The 19,135-nt window shown below is 73.7% G+C and carries 8 protein-coding genes; all 8 read right to left on the bottom strand.

What is annotated here, in order from left to right:
* The coding region (locus ACGFIR_RS26210; protein WP_393147717.1) for an amino acid adenylation domain-containing protein at positions 1–9,087 on the bottom strand (9,087 nt) is incomplete at its 3' end.
* Positions 9,084–14,096, bottom strand: a complete 5,013-nt coding sequence (locus ACGFIR_RS26205) for an amino acid adenylation domain-containing protein (RefSeq protein ID WP_393008594.1) — start codon at positions 14,094–14,096, stop codon at positions 9,084–9,086. The genes ACGFIR_RS26210 and ACGFIR_RS26205, both read right to left, overlap by 4 nt.
* 65 nt (positions 14,097–14,161) lie before the next feature.
* The gene (locus tag ACGFIR_RS26200) at positions 14,162–14,368 is read right to left on the bottom strand and encodes an MbtH family NRPS accessory protein (RefSeq protein ID WP_091630399.1); all 207 of its coding nucleotides are present in this window, start codon (positions 14,366–14,368) and stop codon (positions 14,162–14,164) included.
* Positions 14,365–15,402 carry a 2,3-diaminopropionate biosynthesis protein SbnB gene (gene sbnB, locus ACGFIR_RS26195; RefSeq protein ID WP_393008596.1) on the bottom strand — a complete coding sequence of 346 codons (1,038 nt, stop codon included), beginning with the start codon at positions 15,400–15,402 and terminating at the stop codon, positions 14,365–14,367. The genes ACGFIR_RS26200 and sbnB overlap by 4 nt, the downstream gene beginning before the upstream one ends.
* The gene (gene sbnA, locus ACGFIR_RS26190) at positions 15,396–16,376 is read right to left on the bottom strand and encodes a 2,3-diaminopropionate biosynthesis protein SbnA (protein ID WP_393008598.1); all 981 of its coding nucleotides are present in this window, start codon (positions 16,374–16,376) and stop codon (positions 15,396–15,398) included. Before sbnA ends, sbnB begins: the two co-directional genes overlap by 7 nt.
* 98 nt (positions 16,377–16,474) lie before the next feature.
* Positions 16,475–17,836, bottom strand: a complete 1,362-nt coding sequence (locus ACGFIR_RS26185) for a condensation domain-containing protein (protein ID WP_393008599.1) — start codon at positions 17,834–17,836, stop codon at positions 16,475–16,477.
* A complete protein-coding gene (locus tag ACGFIR_RS26180; protein ID WP_393008601.1) occupies positions 17,833–18,072 on the bottom strand; it encodes an acyl carrier protein in 240 nt (79 codons plus the stop codon). Before ACGFIR_RS26180 ends, ACGFIR_RS26185 begins: the two co-directional genes overlap by 4 nt.
* Positions 18,073–18,096: 24 nt before the next feature.
* Complete coding sequence (locus tag ACGFIR_RS26175) at positions 18,097–19,044, bottom strand: beta-ketoacyl-ACP synthase III (protein ID WP_393008647.1); 948 nt, start codon at positions 19,042–19,044, stop codon at positions 18,097–18,099.
* Positions 19,045–19,135 lie beyond the last annotated feature (91 nt).

The raw sequence follows: 19,135 nt of genomic DNA, 5'->3' as shown, positions 1-19,135 counted from the left end.
GCCGCGGATCTTCACCTGGTGGTCGACACGCCCGACGAACTCCACCGCCCCGTCGGGCAGCCGCCGCACCAGGTCACCGGTCCGGTACATCCGCGCCCCGGCGACGGTTCCGGGCCCGGCGGCGGTGCCGGCTGCGGCTGCGGCAAAGGGGTCCGGCAGGAACCGCTCCGCCGTCAGCGCCGGCTGACCCGCGTAACCGCGGGCCACACCCACACCACCCACGTACAACTCACCGACCACACCCACCGGGGCGAGGTGCAGGTCCCGGTTCAACACGTACATCGTCATCCCCGGCAACGCCCGACCGATCGGCACCACCGGACCCGCCTGCTCGGTCTCCACCGGGAAGATGCACGTACCCACACTCGCCTCGGTCGGCCCGTACTCGTTGACCAACCCACCCGAACCCAGAAGCGTCAGCCACCGGTTCGCCAACGCCGCCGGCAACGCCTCACCAGCGACCACCACCACCGACGCCAACGACGCCAACGCCTCATCCGACAACTGCCGACCCAGAATCTCCAGATGACCCGGCGTCAACTTCAAGAAACTGAACGGCCCCGACGACGCCAACACCACACCCAACTCGGCCAGATCCACATCCTGACCCACCATCACCACCCGCTGACCCGCCACCAACGGCGCCCACAGATTCGGCACCTGCAAGTCGAACGCCACCGACGAGAACACCGCACAACCACCCACACCACGCGACGCCAACTCACCCGCCGCCCACCGCACATGATTCGCCAACCCCCGGTGCGACACCTGCACACCCTTCGGCCGACCCGTCGACCCCGACGTGAAAATCACATACGCCAACTCGTCCAGGTCGATCGGCCCGGGCAGGGCACCGTCGGCCACGGGCTCCTCGACGCCGTCGTCCCCGGTCTCGTCCACCCGGAGCACGTCGACCCCGGCACCGGCGAACCGGTCCGCGTACCGCTGCGAGGTGATCGCGACGCGGGCACCGGCGTCGGCGAGCATGGCCGCGATGCGGCCCGGCGGGTACGACGGATCCACCGGCACGAACGCCGCCCCCGCCTTCCACACCCCCAACATCGACGCCACCAACTCCACACCCCGGTCCAGCAGCACACCCACCACCGCACCGGCACCCACACCCCGGGCGACCAGGCGCCGCCCGATCACGGCGGCGCGGACGTCCAGCCCCGCGAAGTCGACCGCCCGACCGCCCGGCTCGGACACCGCCTCCGCCGACGGCACCTCCGCCACCCGCGCCTCGAACTCGTCGAGCACCGAACGCGACACCGGCTCCACCACCGACACCCCGTCGGCCAACACCACCGACACCTCACCCGCCGGCAGACACACCACCGACGCGTCACCGTCCACATCGGCCACCATGGCCTCCAGCACCGCCCGGTACATGCCGCCGAGGCGCAGGACGTTGGGGTAGCTGACCTGGTGCGGCCGGGACAGGATGTTGAGCACCCCGCCGAGCGTCGAGACATGCAGGCCGAACTCGCCGCTGGCCTCGTAGATGGCGTCCTCGAAGTCGACCCGCTCGGTGTCGACCTGCTCGAAGTCCAGGTAGTTGAAGAGGATCTCGATCGGCCGGCGCCCGTCGCCCAGGCGTTGCACGGCCGGCAGCGGGTAGCGGCGGTGCGGCCACAGCTCCAGTTCCCCGGCGAAGGTGTTGCGGATCAGCTCCCGCCAGGTCCGCGCGCCCGCGTCGTGTACGAACGGCAGCGTGTTCAGGTGCATCCCGTAGACCCGGTCGGCGCCGGTCACCTCGGGGCGGCCGTGGCTGACCAGCCCGCTGGTGAACACGGGCTCGGCGGTGAGCTGGCTCATCACCTTCAGGTGCGCGGCCAGCAGCACGCTCTTCAGCGACGTGTCGGTACGGCTGGCCAGCTCGCGCAGGTCGTCCATCAGGTCGTGCAGCGGGACCCGGGTGCCGCACTCGTACTCCGGGACCGACTCGTCCTCACCCCAGCCGGCGGGCAGTTCGAAGACCGGCCGGGCGACGACGCCCTGCCAGTACTCGCGGTCCTCCTCCGACGCCAGCGCCTCGATCTCGCCGGCGACGAAGTCGGCGTAGCGGACCGGGGGCGCCTCGAACGCCGCCGGTGCGCCGGTGTCGCGCAGGCTGCGGTAGTTGTCGAGGATCTCCATGAGCAGCGAGTGGTGGCTCCAGCCCTCGAGGATGCCGTGCGACATGGTCAGCACGAACCACCACGTGTCGTCGCGGCCGGCGGCCCCGGCGATGCGCATCTGCGGGACCTGGTCGGGGGTGAACGGGCGGGACCGCTCGGCGGCCAGGTACGCCCGCAGCCGGTTCTCGGCCTCCTCGTCCGTGCCGTCGCGCAGGTCGAGCAGCGTGACGTCGACGGGCACCTCGGCGTGCACGAGCTGCATCGGCACCGAGTAGCCGGTCAGGTCGAACGACGTACGCAGGATCTCGTGCCGGTCCACGACGGTCCGCACGGCCCGGCGCAGCGCGTCGCCGTCGAAGGCGTGCTCGTCGCGGATCGGGAACGCCGACACGTTGTGGTAGGTGCGCCGCTCGGAGTCGGAGAGGGTGACCACCAGCATGGCGAGCTGCACCTGCGCGCACGGGTACGCGTCGGCGAGCCCGGCCGGCAGCTTGGCCCGGTCGGCGTCGTCGAGCAGGCTGAACGGGGCGACGGCCTGGAAGGCGGGCGCGACCTCGGCCTCGTCCCCGCCCGCGAGGTGCCGCGCCAGGGCGGCGACCGTGCGGTGCACGAAGACGTCGCGCACCGAGACCGGGTGCCCGGCGCCGCGCAGCGCGCCCACGAGGGCGATGGCGCTGATGGAGTGCCCGCCGAGGTCGAAGAAGCTGTCCTGGGTGCTGACCTGCTCCAGGTTGAGCACCTGGCCCCAGATGCCGGCCAGCTGCGCCTCCAGCTCGGTGGCGGGGGCGACGTGCTGGCGGTGCGCCGGCTCGGCGGTGTCCCAGAGGGCGGCCCGGTCGACCTTGCCGTTGGCGTTGAGCGGGATCGCCTCCACGGCCACGAACTCGGCCGGGATCATGTACTCCGGCAGGTGCTCCGCGCACCGCTGCCGGATCCGGTCCAGCAGACCCGGCACCGGCGCGGCCGGCCGGTAGAACGCCACCAGCCGGTCCGACTCGCCGACCAGGGCGACCGCGTCGCCGACGCCGTCGGTGCCCTCGACGACCGCCTCGATCTCGCCGAGTTCGATCCGGTAGCCGCGGATCTTCACCTGGTGGTCGACACGCCCGACGAACTCCACCGCCCCGTCGGGCAGCCGCCGCACCAGGTCACCGGTCCGGTACATCCGCGAGCCCGCCGCACCGAACGGGTCCGGCAGGAACCGCTCCGCCGTCAGCGCCGGCTGACCCGCGTAACCGCGGGCCACACCCACACCACCCACGTACAACTCACCGACCACACCCACCGGGGCGAGGTGCAGGTCCCGGTTCAACACGTACATCGTCATCCCCGGCAACGCCCGACCGATCGGCACCACCGGACCCGCCTGCTCGGTCTCCACCGGGAAGATGCACGTACCCACACTCGCCTCGGTCGGCCCGTACTCGTTGACCAACCCACCCGAACCCAGAAGCGTCAGCCACCGGTTCGCCAACGCCGCCGGCAACGCCTCACCCGCAACCACCACCACCGACGCCAACGACGCCAACGCCTCATCCGACAACTGCCGACCCAGAATCTCCAGATGACCCGGCGTCAACTTCAAGAAACTGAACGGCCCCGACGACGCCAACACCACACCCAACTCGGCCAGATCCACATCCTGACCCACCATCACCACCCGCTGACCCGCCACCAACGGCGCCCACAGATTCGGCACCTGCAAGTCGAACGCCACCGACGAGAACACCGCACAACCACCCACACCACGCGACGCCAACTCACCCGCCGCCCATCGCACATGATTCGCCAACCCCCGGTGCGACACCTGCACACCCTTCGGCCGACCCGTCGACCCCGACGTGAAAATCACATACGCCAACTCGTCGAGATCCGTGGCGCGGGCCGGCAGCGGTGCGTCCGTCTCGGCGATCTCCTCGACGCGCACCAGCTGCACCCCGACCGGGGCGAAGCGGTCGGCGTACCGCTGCGAGGTGACCGCCACCCGGGCACCCGCGTCGGCGAGCATCGCCGCGATGCGACCCGGCGGATACGACGGATCCACCGGCACGAACGCCGCCCCCGCCTTCCACACCCCCAACATCGACGCCACCAACTCCACACCCCGGTCCAGCAGCACACCCACCACCGCACCGGCACCCACACCCCGGGCGGCCAGCCAGCGGGCGACCTGCCCGGCCCGGGCGTCCAGGCCCGCGAAGTCGATCCCCGCGCCGCCCGGCACCGACACCGCCTCCGCCGACGGCGTCTCCGCGGCCCGCGCCTCGAACTCGTCCAGCACCGAACGCGACACCGGCGCCACCGCCGACGCCCCGTCGGCCAGCAGCACCGACACCTCACCCGCCGGCAGACACGTCACCGACGCGTCACCATCCACATCGGCCACCATCGCCTCCAACACCGCCCGGTACATGCCACCGAGGCGGGCGACCTGCGGCACGCCGAGGTGGCGAAGGTTGGCCTCCAGCGTGAGGAAGCCGAGCCGGCTGATCACGCCGAGCGGGAACTCGTTGGGGCTGTCGTCGATCGAGTCGGCGTAGTCGATCTCGTCGGTGTCGATCTGGTGGAAGTCGTGGAAGCTGAACCGGACGTCGAGCATCCGGCCGCCGTCGCCGACCTCGCGCTGGAGCACCGGGAGCGGGTACCGGCGGTGCGGCCACGCCTCCAGTTCCCCGGCGAACGTCCGTGCGATCAGCTCCCGCCAGGTCCGCGCGCCCGTGTCGTGCACGAACGGCACCGTGTTCAGGTGCATGCCGTAGACGCGGTCGGCGCCGGCGACCTCGGGGCGGATGTTGCACACCAGTCCGGTGAAGAACGACTCCGCGTCGGTCAGCTGGCTCATCACCTTCAGGTGCGCGGCCAGCATCACCGACTTGAACGGCACGCCGGTCTGGCGGGCCAGCGCCCGCAGGCCCGGCTCCAGGTCGTGCAGCGGCACCCAGTGGTCGTACTGGGCGCCCGCCTCGGCGGTCGGATCGCCCCAGCCCTCGGGCAGCACGAACCGGTCCCGGCCGGCGACCCGGTCGTGCCAGAAGGCGCGGTCCGTCCCCTCGGCGGTGGAGCGCAGCTCGGCGGCGACCGCGTCGGCGAAGCGCACCGGCGGCTCCGGGCGCGGCTCGACCGGCAGCCCGTCGCGGATCCGGTGGTACGCGCCGACCAGCTCCATCATCAGCGAGTGGTAGCTCCAGCCGTCCATGATGGGGTGGCACTCGGTGAGGGTGAGCCACCAGCTGCCGTCCGCGCAGACCCGCGCGTGCAGCCGGAACAGCGCCGGCCGGGCGAGGTCGAACATCTCGGCCCGCTCGGCGGCGATGAAGTCGCGCAGCTCCCGCTCCAGGCCGGCCCGGTCGGTGGCGCGCGCCCGGTCCATGCCGACGGGCATCTCGGCGGTGGCGTGCACGAGCTGCATCGGCACCGAGTAGCCGGTCAGGTCGAACGACGTACGCAGCACCTCGTGCCGGCGCACCAGCAGCGCGGCGGCCTCCCGGAACGCGTCGAGGGAGAACTCGCCGGCGTCGGGGATGCGGTAGGTGGTGGCGTTGAGGTAGTGGTTGTGCTCGTCGGCGAGCATCTCCGCGAGCATGCCGAGCTGCACCTGGGTGCAGGGGTACGCGTCGACGACGCCGTCGGGCAGCGCGGCGCGGTCGGCCTCGCCGATCAGGGCGAACGGCGCGACGGCCGGCTCCTGGGCGGCCGGGGCGGGGCGGCCGGTGAGGAACTCCGCCAGCTCGGCGATGGTGCGCCGCTCGAAGAGGTCGCGCACCTGCACGTCGAGGCCGGCGGCCCGGATGGCCCCGGCGAGCGCGACGGCGCGGATCGAGTCGCCGCCGACGTCGAAGAAGCCGTCCTCGACGCCGACCCGCTCCAGGCCGAGCAGCTCGGCCCAGATCGCGGCGAGCCGCTCCTCCACCTCGGTACGCGGCGCCACGTAGGGCCGGTCGGTGGCGGTCAGCGTACGGTCGGGGGCGGGCAGCGCCCGCTTGTCGAGCTTGCCGTTGACGGTCAGCGGCAGCCGGGCCAGCGGCACGAACGCCGACGGGATCATGTACTCGGGCAGGGTGCGGGCCAGCGCGGCGCGCACCTGCCCCGGTCGGGGCAGCTCCGCCTGCTCGTCGACGACCGAGTACGCCACCAGCCGCCGGTCGCCGGGGGTGTCCTCGCGGACGACGACCACGGCCTCGCGTACCCCGGGCAGGGCCGCGATGGCGGCCTCGATCTCGCCCAGCTCGACCCGGTAGCCCCGGATCTTCACCTGGTCGTCGATGCGGCCGACGAACTCCAGGCTGCCGTCGGCGCGCCGGCGGGCCAGGTCGCCGCTGCGGTAGAGCCGGGCGCCGGGCGGCCCGAACGGGTCGGGCACGAACCGCTGGGCGGTCAGCTCGGGCCGGTTCAGGTAGCCCCGGGCCACGCCGGGCCCGCCGACGTGGATCTCGCCGGTGACGCCGACCGGCACCGGGTTGCCGTACGCGTCGAGCAGGTGGATGCTCAGGTCGGCCAGCGGGACGCCGATCGGGTTGGCGGCGCCGGCCAGGTCCTCCGGGCCCACCTCGTAGTAGGTGGCGTGCACCGTGATCTCGGTGATGCCGTAGAGGTTCAGCAGCCGGGGCGCGGCCAGCCCGCGCCGGGCCACCCAGGGGCCGAGGTCGGCGTACTCGAGCTTCTCGCCGGCGAAGACGACCGCGCGCAGCGCGAGCCGGTCGACGCGGGGGTCGCCGTCGCGGGCCAGCCCCACCAGGCCGCGGAACGCCGTCGGGGTCTGGTTGAGCACCGTGACCTGCTCGTCGACCAGCAGGTCGAGCAGGTCGCCCGGGGAACGGGTGACCTCGCGGGGCACCACCACGAGCCGGCCGCCGTACAGCAGGGCGCCCCACAGCTCCCACACCGACACGTCGAAGGCGTAGGAGTGGAACAGCGGCCACACGTCGGCGGGGCCGAAGTTCAGGTCGTCCTGGACCACGGTCATCAGGCGCAGCACGTTGGCGTGGGTCAGGAAGACGCCCTTGGGGCGGCCGGTCGAGCCGGAGGTGTAGATGACGTAGATCAGGTTCTCGGGGTCGACGGCGACGCCCGGGTCGGTGCCGGGCCGCCCGGCGATCCGCCCGGCGTGCTCGGGGTCGTCGAGCACCACCACGGTGCCGTCGAAGTCGGCGAACCGGGCCCGGTGGGTCCCGGTGGTCACCACGATCCGCGCGCCCGCGTCGGCGAGCATGAACTCGAGCCGGTCGGCGGGGACGCCCGGCTCCACCGGCAGGTACGCCGCCCCGGACTTCAGCACGCCCAGCAGGGTGGGCACCAGTTCCGCGCCGCGGTCCAGGCAGACCGCGACCAGCCGTTCCGGGCCCGCGCCGAGGGCCCGCAGGTCGTGCGCCAGCCGGTTCGCGGTGGCGTCCAGTTCGGCGTACGTCAGGCGCGTCGCGCCGGCCACGACGGCGGTCGCGCCCGCGTGGGCGGCGGCGGTGGCGGCGAAGGCGCCGTGCACGGTGCCGGTCACCGGCGCGGCGGGGCGCACCGGCGCGGGCGTCGCCGCGGCCAGCTCGGCGGCGTCGAGGATGCGCAGCGCGGAGATCCGGGCGTGCGGGTCGGCGCCGACGTGCTCCAGCAGCCGGCCGAGGTGTTCGGCCAGCCGCCGCACCGTGGCCTCGTCGAAGAGCGCGGTGGCGTACTCCAGGTGCCCGCGCAGCCGGCCGTCGGCGCCCTCGACGACGTGCAGCTGGAGGTCGACCTTGGCGACCCGGGTGGGCAGCCAGAGCGTCTCGGCGGCGAGGCCGGCCGGCCAGGTGCCGCCGGGAGCGTCGTCGCCGAGGGTGAAGGCGACCTGGTAGAGCGGCGTGCGGGAGAGGTCCCGCTCCGGTTCGAGCTCGTCGACCAGCAGGGCGAACGGCACGTCGGCGTGCGCGAAGGCGTCCCGCACCGTGGCGCGGTTGGCGCGCAGCAGGTCGGCGAAGGTCGGGTCCCCCGTCCAGCTGCCCCGCAGGACGAGGTTGTCGATGCCGTACCCGACCAGGTTGCGCAGCTCGGCGCGGTCGCGTACCGACGTCACGCTGCCCACGGGGATGTCGGTGCGGCCGGTGTGGCGCGACAGCAGCGCCTGGAAGGCGGTCAGCAGGGTGACGAAGAGGGTGGTCTCCGCGTCGCGGGCGATCTCCCGCAGCGCGGCGGAGAGGTCGGCGGAGAGCGCGAACGGCACCGAGGCGCCCCGCCAGTCGCGTACGCGAGGCCGGGGCCGGTCGGCGGGCAGCTCCAGCGGGGCGAGGCCGGCGAGCCGGTCGCGCCAGTGCTCCAGGTGCCGCTCCAGCAGCTCGCCGCGCAGCCGGTCGCGCTGCCACGCCGCGAAGTCGGCGAACTGGACCGCCGGCGGCTTCAGCGGCGACCGCTCACCCCGGACGTACGCGCCGTACAGCTCGGCCAGGTCGCCGAGGAGCACCGCCGTGGAGGGCGCGTCGCAGGCGATGTGGTGCAGCACCAGCACCAGCAGGTGCTCGGTGGGGCCGAGCCGCAGCAGCGTCGCCCGTACCGGCCACTCGGTGGCCAGGTCGAAGCCGGTGGCGGCCAGCTCGGTCATCGCCTCGGTGGCCCGGTCCTCCCGTTCGGCCTCGGCCACCCCGGAGAGGTCGACCAGCGGCAGCTCCCGCGGGCGGGGCTCGTCGACGACCTGCACGGGCGTCAGGTCGGCCATGGCGTAGCGGGTGCGCAGGATCTCGTGCCGGGCGATCAGGGCGTCCCACGCCCGGGCCAGCGCGGCCCCGTCCAGCGGCCCGCGCAGCCGCAGCGCCGAGGAGACCAGGTACTCCGGGCTGGTGGGGTCCAGCCGGTTGAGGAACCACATCTGCTGCTGGCCGAAGGAGAGCGGCAGGTCGCCCGAGCGGTCGACGGTCGGGATCCCGGCGCGCCGGCCGGCGGCCCGGCCCGCCAGCCGGCGTTGGACGAACGCCTCGCGCAGGTTCGGCTGGTTCGCGGTCGAGGTCATGCCTGGTACTCCTTGGTCTGCCGCAGGTCTTCGGTCAGGTCGGCGTCGGAAAGCGCGTCCACCTCGGCCCGGATGAGGTCCTCCACCGCGCCCGCCATCGCCTCGACGGTCGGGTGCTCGAAGACGAGCCGGAGCGACACGTCGAGGTCGAACTCCTCCTGGAGGCTGGCGACCAGCCGGCCCGCGAGGACGGAGTGCCCGCCCATGGCGAAGAAGTTGTGCCGTACGCCGACGGGCACGCCCAGCAGGTCGCTCCAGATCTCGCAGAGGCGTTCCTCGACGACGGTGCGCGGCGCGACGAGGGCGTCCTCGGCGCCGGCCGCACCGGTCGACACCGCGCGGGAGAGCAGGGCGAGCAGGGCGGCGCGGTCCACCTTGCCGTTGGCGTTGAGCGGGATCTCGGCCACCGGCACGAGCAGGCTGGGCGTCATGTAGTCGGGCAGCAGCCGGGCGCAGTGCGCGGCCAGGTCGGGCGCCTCGCCCCGGTGGAAGGCGACCAGCCGGTCCTCGTGGACGATGACCACGCACTGGGCCACGCCGGGGTGTTCCTCGACGACCGCGCGGATCTCGCCGAGTTCGATGCGGTAGCCGCGTACCTTGACCTGGTCGTCGACGCGGCCGACGAAGTCCATCACCCCGTCGGGGCGCATCCGGACCAGGTCCCCGCTGCGGTAGAGCCGGCTGCCGGGCGGCCCGTACGGGTCGGGCACGAACTTCTCGGCGGTCAGGTCCGGCCGGCCGGCGTAGCCGGTGGCCAGGCACTCCCCGCCGATGCACAGCTCACCGACCACGCCGACCGGCAGCAGCCGCAGCGCGTCGTCGAGCACCCGGACGGTGGTGTTCGCCATCGCCCGGCCGATCGGCACGATGTCGGTGGTCTGCGGCGTCTCGACCGGGTGGGCCGTCATGATCACGGTGGTCTCGGTCGGCCCGTAGCTGTTGGTGAGGCCGCCCGGCCCGAGCCGGTCCAGCCACCGGTTGGCGATCTCCCCGCGCAGCGCCGCCCCGGCCGTCCAGATCAGACCGGAGAGCTGGCCCGCCTGCTCGTCGTCGAGCTGTTCGGTGAGCAGTTCCAGGTGCGGCGGGGTCATGATGAAGCGGTCGAACGGGCCGGCCTTGACGAGCAGGGCGCCCAGCTCGGCGATGTCGAGGGCGGCGGGCAGCAGGGTCACCGACTGTCCCGAGACCAGCGGGCTGAACAGGTTGGGAATGGACAGGTCGAAGGCGATGGTGGTGAACAGCGGCGCGCCGTCGCCCTGCCCCGCGCGCGTACCCCGGTCGCCGAGTGCCTCGGTCTCGACGGCGCAGGCGAGGAAGTTGGTCACCGCCCGGTGCGGCAGCAGCACGCCCTTGGGGCGGCCGGTCGAGCCGGAGGTGAACAGCACGTACGCCGTCTCGGCCGGGTCGGTGTCGCGCTCCGGCCGGTCGGTGGGGCCGGCGCAGACCATCAGCCGGTGGGTGTCCACGTGCAGGGTCGGCACGGTGAACCGGGGCGCGTACGCCGCCTGGGTGACGCCCAGCCGCACGCCGGCGGTGGCGAGCATGTGCGCGATCCGCCCGGCGGGGTACGACGGGTCGAGCGGCAGGACGGCCGCTCCCGCCTTCCAGGTGCCGAGGATCGCCGCGACCAGGTCGACGCCCCGGTCCAGCAGGACGGCCACCACCGCGCCCCGGGCGACGCCCGCGTGCCGCAGGTGGTGGGCGAACTGGTTGGCCCGGTCGTCCAGCGCCGCGTAGGTGGTGGTGAGGTCGCCGTGCCGCAGCGCCACCGCGTCGGGCGTCCGGCGGCGCTGGGCCTCGAAGAGGTCGCAGACAGTGGCGGCGGTGCGGGGCATGGTGGGCCCGTGCACCTCGTGCAGGAGCAGCTGACGCTCGTCGGGCGTGAGCAGGTCGAGGTCGTCGAGCGGGGTCGCCGGCTCGGCCACGGCCGCGGCGAGCAGCCGGACGAAGTGCTCGGCCATCCGCCGGACGGTGGGCTCGTCGAACAGGGCGGTGGCGTACTCCAGGCTGCCGGCCAGGGTGCCGTCCGGGCGGGGCCAGACGTGCATGGTGAGGTCGGTCTTGGCGACCCGGGCCGCCCGGCGCAGGGCTTCCAGCAGCGTCTCGTCGTCGGTCGACTGGCCGGTGATGCCGCCCTCCTGCACGTTGAGCATCACCTGGTAGAGCGGGGTACGGGAGAGGTCACGCACGTCGACGAGGTCGTCGACGACCCGCTCGAAGGGCAGGTCCTGGTGGGCGAGGGCGGCCAGGGCCTGCGACCGGACGGCCCGCAGGGCCGCCTCGAACGGCGCGGACGGGTCCAGGGTGCAGCGCACCACCACGGGGTTGAGGAACACCCCGGCGACCTGTTCCGCCTCGGCGGGCCGCCGGCCGGAGGTGGGCGCGCCGACGGCGACGTCCCACTGCCCGCTGTAGCGGGCCAGCAGCGTGGCGAAGCCCGCCAGCATGGTCATGAACGGGGTCGCCGAGCAGCTCCGGCCGAGCGTGGTCAGCTGCTGCGCGAGCTCCGCGGGCACCTCGAACTCGACGTGCGCGCCGCGCGGGTCGCGTTCGGACGGCCGGGGCCGGTCCAGCGGGAGGGCCAGCTCGGGCACTCCGGCCAGGTGCTCGCGCCAGAAGCCGAGTTCCCGCTCGACCAGCTCGTCGGTGAGGTACCGGTGCTGCCAGGTCGCGTAGTCGGCGTAGTGCACCGTCAGTTCCGGCAGGTCGGGCTCCCGGCCGGCGGCCCCCGCCGCGCAGAGTTCCCGCAGGTCGCGCTCCAGGAGCGCGGCGGTGCTCGCGTCGGAGGCGATGTGGTGCAGTGCCACGAGCAGCAGGTGGTCCGCGCCGGCCGAGGTGACCAGGGTGGCCCGCCACAGCGGCCCGGTACGCAGGTCGAAGCCCTGGCGCAGCTGCGCGTCCACGAGGTCGACGAGCGGGGCCTCGGCCGCGTCGACGACCGTGAGCTCGACGGGGCCGGGCGGGTCGACGCGCTGCTGCGGCTCGCCGTCGCGGGTCAGGTAGCGGGTGCGCAGCGCCTCGTGCCGGGCCTCGAGCGCGGCCAGCGCCGCCCGTACGGTGTCGGGCGCCAGCGAGCCGGGCAGGCGCAGGTAGAGCGGCACCACCCACTCGGGGCTGCCCGGGTGCAGCTGGTCCAGCAGCCACAGCCGCCGCTGGGCCGGGGAGAGCGGCAGCGCGCCCGTACGGGGCACGGGGACCACCGCCGACGTCGCGGGGGCGTCGTCGGTCAGCAGGGCGGCCTGCGCCTCGACGGTGCTCGCCGCCAGCAGGTCCCGCAGCCCGATCCGTACGCCCGACTCGGCGGCGAGCCGGCTGGCGAGGCGGACGGTCACCAGCGACGACCCGCCGAGCTGGAAGAGGTCGTCGTGCACGCCGACGCGCTCGACGCCGAGCAGCTCCTGCCAGAGCCGGGCGACCAGTCGCTCGGCGTCGGTACGCGGGGCCAGGTAGGCCGTGCGGTCGGCGGTCTCCACCGGCGGCAGCGCCGCCCGGTCCACCTTGCCGCCGGTGGTGAGCGGAAACTCCGCCACCGGCACGAACACGGCCGGCACCAGGGGCTCGGGCAGCCGGTCGGTCAGGAAGGAGCGCAGCTGCGCGGCGGTCAGTGGGCGGCGGCTGGCGACGTACGCGGCCAGCCGGGGGCTGCCGCCGGGTTCGGCGAAGCCGACGACCACCGCCCGCCGGACGTCGGGGTGGGCGGCCAGCGCGGCCTCCACCTCGCCCGGCTCGATCCGCACCCCATTGATCTTGAGTTGGTCGTCGGTGCGGCCGACGAACTCCAGGCTGCGGTCCGAGCGCCACCGGACCTGGTCGCCGGTGCGGTAGAGCCGCGCGCCGGGCGGCCCGTACTCGTCGGGGACGAACCGCTCGGCGGTCAGGTCGGGGCGGCCGAGGTAGCCGCGGCCGAGCCCGGCCCCGCCGACGTAGAGGTCGCCGACCACGCCGATCGGCACCGGCCGCCGGTTGGCGTCCAGCACCTGCAGGCGCAGGTTGTCCAGCGGCCGGCCGATCGGCACCGGGCCGGTGCGCTGGGCCAGGTCGACCTGCTGGGCGGTGACGTCGATGGCGCACTCGGTCGGGCCGTAGGTGTTCCAGACCCGCACCCCGGGCACCGCCGCGAGCCGCTGGCACAGCTCGGCGTGCAGCGGCTCGCCGGCGGAGAAGACCAGCCGCAGCGAGGTGCACCTCGGCCAGTCCGGCTCCTCCGTCACCAGGTTCAGCACCGACGGCACGCCCTGGAGCACGGTGGCCCCGGTCCGGATGACCGCCGCCACCAGGGCGGCCGGGTCGCGTTCGGCGCCGTCCGGGGCGAGCGCCACCGTCGCCCCGCAGATCAGCGGGGCGAAGAACTCCCAACCGGCCGCGTCGAAGCTCACCGCGGTCTTCTGCAACACCCGGTCCGCCGGCGACAGGCCGTGCTGGCGGACCGTCCAGGCCACCCGGTTGCCGATGGCCCCGTGGGTGACGACCACGCCCTTGGGGCGGCCGGTCGAGCCGGAGGTGTAGATGACGTACGCGGCGTTGTCGGGATCGATCCGTACCGGCGGCGCGGTGTCCGGCCCGGCCTCGATCCGGGACCGGTCGGCGTCCAGGCAGACCACGTGCGACGGCCCGGCCAGCCCGTCGTCGCGCAGGTCGGCCTGGGTGAGCACGACGTTCACCCCGGTGTCGGCGACGATCCACCGCCGCCGGTCCACCGGGTGCGCCGGGTCCAGCGGCAGGTACGCGCCGCCGGCCCGCCACACCCCGAGCAGGGCGACCACGAGGTCGACGCCCCGGCGCAGGTGCACGCCGACCGTCGACTCGGGACCGACGCCCAGCCCGACGAGGTGCCGGGCGAGCTGGTTGGCGCGCCGGTCCAGCTCGGCGTAGCCGACCCGGACGTCGCCGGCGAGCACCGCGGTCGCGTCGGGCGTCGCCGCGGCCTGGCGGGCGATCAGGTCCGGCAGGACGACGGGGTCGGCCGTGCCCGCTCCGGCGGCCGGCAGGGTGGACGAAGGGGTGCTCATCGGGGTGCTCCTCCGGGGTGGGGGTCGATCGCGGACGGCCGGGGGTCACGCCTGCCGGGGGTCCGTCAGACGGACGCGCCGTCCATCCGCAGGCGCAGGCTCTTCGGCCGCATGTCGGTCCAGAGCTCGTTGATCCGGCTGAGGCACTGCTCACGGGTGCCCTCGGTGCCCTCGGCACGCCAGCCGGCCGGCAGCGCCCGGTCGCTCCACCAGATCGAGTACTGCTCCTCGTCGTTGAGCACCACCAGGTAGCTGCGGTCGTCGTCGCTCATGTCGTCTCCCTCGTGGGTTCGGCGGCCGCCACGGCGGCGGCCGCTACGGGTGTGAAGTCGTCGATCCGCACGCCGAGGCCGCGCTCGGCCGCCGCGCGGCGGACGTGTTCGGCCAGCGCGATGTCCAGCACGCCCAGCCCGAACGGCGAGACCACCACCGGCCCGGGCACGTCAGCGGGGGGCAGTGCCGCACCGCCGGCCAGCCGGCCGATGGTGGTGTGGATGAAGTCCCGGCCGCCGGTGAGCTGCTCGGCGAGGTGCAGCGAGGTGCGCTCGCGGCACACGTGGTCGGGGTCGTCGACGACGTTGCGGGCCGCCAGCACCGACCGGGGGTGCAGGTCGCGCAGCGACAGGTGCAGCACCACGCTCTCCGGCTGGCAGGCCGTCAGCTCCAGGTGCGGTTCGCTGGCGGTGGTGGCGATCGAGACCAGTCGGTGGGCGGCCAGCGCCCGCTCGGCGCTCGCCGCCACGCTGATCGTCGTGGCCGGCAGCAGGGCCGCCGCGCGGGCGGCGAACGCCTCGGCCCGGCGCGGGTCGGCGTCGTGGAGCACCAGGGAGGCCGGCGGCGCCAGGGCCACGGTCAGGAAACGCAGCACCTGCTCGTTGATCAGCCCGCAGCCGATCAGCGCCAGGCCGTCCGGGGGACGCTCGGCGGTCAGCAGCTGCGCGGCGAGGGCCGCGCCGGCCGCGGTCCGCCGGGCGGAGACGACCGATCCCTCGATGACCGCCTCGGGCCGGCCGGTCTCGAGCGAGTTGAGCACGATGGCGGCGCTGGCCCGGTCCAGGCCCCGTTCGATGTTGGCCGGGAACGAGGAGATCCACTTCATGCCGGCGGCCGGCGGGTCGGCGCCCAGGTACGCGGGCAGGCCGATGATGCGGTTGCGGGCGTCGTCGGGGAAGCGCAGGAAGACCGAGTGCGGCAGGCTCGTGCGGCCCTGCTCGTGCAGCAGGTACGCCTGCCGGACGAGGTCGATGACCCGGACCTCGTCGCCGTCGAGCACGTCCCGGACCACGGCATGGCCGATGATCAGCATTTGTCGCCCTTCCACAGGTGGCTGACCTCGCCGAACTGTTCGGTCACCCAGCGATCGGAGTAGATGGTGTCGAGGTAGCGGTCGCCGTTGTCCGGGAAGATCAGGACGCTGGTGCTGCCCGCGGGCAGGTCCGCGATCCGGCGCCGCAGCGCGGCCACCGTCGCGCCGGAGGAGCCGCCGGCGAGGATGGCCTCCCGCACGGCCAGCAGCCGGCAGCCGACCACGCAGTCGAGGTCGGAGACGTGCAGCACCTCGTCCGGGCGGGCGTTGGCGGCCAGCGGGGGCACCACGGACGCGCCGTGCCCGGGGATCAGCCGGGGCGCGGGCGGGTGGCCGAAGATCGCGCTGCCGACGGCGTCGACGGCGACGATGCGGGTGGAGTGGCCGTTCTCGCGCAGGTAGTCCGCGCAGCCGACCAGGGTGCCGCAGGTGCCGGTGGAGCAGAACAGGTAGTCGACCCGCCCGTCCAGCTCGGTCATGATCTCGGCCATGGTCTGCCGCTGCGCCCCGGCGTTGAGCGGGTTGGTGTACTGGTCCGGACGGTAGGCGCCGGGCACGGTCTCCACCAGCTCGCGCACCCGGCGTCGCCGGACCGCCAGGTACTCGCCGGTCACCGGGTCGGGGTGCTCGATCATGTCGATCTCGGCCCGGTACGCGGCCAGCACCGCCAGGTTCTGCCGGGTGGTCTTCGGGTCCACCACGCAGATGAAGCGGATGCCGAAGTACGCGCAGATCTGGGCCAGGCCGATGGCGAGGTTGCCGGAGCTGGACTCCACCACCACGGACCGTCCCGGCACCAGTTCACCGGACTCGATCTTCCCGCGCAGCATGTTCAGCGCCGCCCGGTCCTTGATGCTCCCGCCCGGATTGAACTGTTCGAGTTTCGCGTACGCCCGGGCGGGAAACTCGGGAAACAACCGGTCCAGGCGCACCAGGGGCGTGTTGCCGACCGTGGAGAGAATTCCCTGATCCATTTCAACCCCCTCTCCGGGCTGACGGAAGGTCGCCCGCAACCACCGTGCGGGCGCAGTGCGGCACCGCGTCGACGACGGGCGCCGGGTGAGCGGTCCGCTCAGCTCATGCCGAGTTCGAGCAGCAGCCGCTCGTCGGCGTCGCCGGCGAGACTGGCGTCGGCCACCGACGCGGCCGGGTCGGCGCACGCCGCGCCGAGCAGGGCCAGGTACTGGTCGAAGAGCCGCTCGACGGTGGCGCGGTCGAGCAGGTCCCTGTCGTAGTTGAACTCGGTACGCAGGGACAGGTCGGGCATCTGGTGGATCGTCACGGCGAGGTCGAACTGCCCCTCGTCGTACGGCACCACCAGCTGGCGGACCCGGTGCCCGACGAATCCGTTGCTGGTGTCGGACAGGGTGTCGCCGTGCTGCCGGGTGAGCAGCGTGATGGTGACCCGCACCAGCGGGTCCCGGTCCCGGCGGGCCGCCTGGACCAGGGGGAACGGGTAGGCGGCGCGCGCCACCCCGTCCGAGAGCTGCCGTCCCGCGCCGGAGATCGCCGCCGCGAACGTGGTGTCCGGGGCGAACGACGAGCGCAGCACGACCGGATTCACCAGCATCCCGACCACCTCCCGCAGTGCCCGTCCCCGCCGCAACGAGACCGGGCAGCCGATGGTGAACTCGCGCTGCCCGGTGCACCGGTGCAGCAGCGCCTCGAAGACGCCGAGCAGGACGCTGAACGGGGTGACCGCCAGGGCGGCGGCCGTGGCGCGTACCTGCCGGGCGACGTCGTCCGGCAGCATCCGCGCCACGGCCGCACCCCGGTACGAGCGGGTGGCGGAGCGGGGCCGGTCGGTGGGCAGGGTGGCGGCGGTGGCCCCGGCGCAGGTGCGGGCCCAGTGCTCGGCCAGTTCGGCGCGCCGGGGGCCGGCCAGCATGGCCTGCTCCCGCGCGACGAACTCGTCGTAGCTCGGTCGCGTCGGCCAGTCGACCGTGCCCCCACCCCGCAGCACCCGGTACGCGTCGCCGAGGTCCCGCCAGATCAGGTACTGCGAGAGCCCGTCGGTGGCGATGTGGTGGATGACCAGGACCAGCGCGCAGTCCGTGCCCCGCCGCAGCAGCACCGCCCGCAGGGGGCCGTCGTCTTCGAGCCGCAGCGGCCGCTCGCCGACGGCGTGGATCAGCGTACGCAGCGTCGCGTCGTCCACATCGCCGACGTCGCGGATCTCGACCACCCCCGGACCGCGGGGGTCCACCAGCCGCACCGGCCCCGCGTCGGTCTCGGTGAACCGGGACCGGAGCAGGTCGTGCCGTTCCTGCACGGCGACGAGGGCGGCCCGCAGCGCGTCGATGTCGAGGACCGGCTCGGCGAGCACGGCCGTCACCACGTTGCTGGTCGAGCTCTCGGGCGCGAGTCGGTACAGCGCCCACTGCGCGGCCTGACCGACGGACAGCTCCCGGGCGTCCCCGTCGCCGGCGTTCACTTGGCCGCGAGCACGAAGTCGGTCAGGTCCCGGACGCGGACGAAGTTGCCGACCTCCTCGTCCGGCACCTCGATGTCGAAGTGCACCTCGGCGGCGCCTAGCAGGTCGACCAGCTTGAGCGAGTCGAGGCCCAGGTCCACGAAGGTGTCGTCGGCGGAGATCGGCCGGTCCGGCTGCTCGGTCATCAGCTTTCGGGTCAGCTGCTCGACGTCGGCAGCCACCTGGTCAACGGTCATGTCAGTGTCCTTTCCAGAGGGTGTTCAGGGCATCCGGACGATCTGGCCGGCGTAGGCGAGGCCGGCGCCGAAGCCGAGCAGCAGCGCCTTGTCGCCGGGCTTGGTCCGGCCGCTCTCGTGCAGCCGGCTCAGGGCGAGCGGCACCGAGGCCGCCGAGGTGTTCCCGGTGTCGATGACGTCCCGGGCGACCTTCTCCTCCGGGATCTCCAGGATCTCGGCGAGCTGCTCGATGATCCGCAGGTTCGCCTGGTGCGGCACGAACCAGTCGATCTCCGACAGGTCGATCCCGGCGCGGGCGCAGGCCTCCCGCGCGACCGGGGGGATGTTCTTGGTGGACCACCGGTAGACCAGCGGCCCGTTCATCGAGGCGTACTCCTTGCCGTCCCTGGCCCACTTCGTGCCGAGGATCGGGGCCCGGCGGCCGTCGCTGCCCCAGACCACGGGGCCGATGCCCTCGGTTCCGGAGCGGGAGATCACCGCGGCGCCCGCGCCGTCGCCGAAGATGACGTACGTCGCTGGGTCCTCGGGGTCGATGAACTCGGTGAGGTGCTCGGCGCCGATGACCAGCACGTTGCGCGCCTCGCCGAGGCGCACCGCGTTGGACGCGACCGACACCGAGTAGGCGAAGCCCGCGCAGGCGGCGTTCAGGTCGAACGCGCCGGTGGCCGGGATGCCGATGCGGTGCGCGACCTCCGGCGCACCACCCGGGATCCGGTCCCGCTTGGTGGCGGTCGCCAGGATGAGCAGGTCGACCTCGGACGGGTCGACGTTCGCCATCGCCAGCGCCTTCGCGCCAGCCTCGGCCGACATCACCGGCACGGTCTCGCCCGGGCCGGCGCTGTGCCGGGTCTTGATCCCGGTGCGCTCCTCGATCCACTCCGTCGTCACGTTCGTACGCAGTGCGATGTCCGGGTTGGTGACCACGCGGGTGGGCCGATAGGCGCCGAGCCCGGTGATCGCCGAACCGAAGATGCTCGACATCGTTCTCCCTTCGTCAACCCGGCCGGCAGCCGTGTCGAGGACTGCCGGGAGAAAGGCTCGGGCTGCCGCCTCATAGCTTCTC

Source organism: Micromonospora sp. NPDC049051, assembly GCF_043197575.1.
Taxonomy (GTDB): Bacteria; Actinomycetota; Actinomycetes; order Mycobacteriales; family Micromonosporaceae; genus Micromonospora.
Note: the sequence above shows the minus strand (reverse complement) of the source record. Positions and strands in the feature narration are given on the sequence as shown.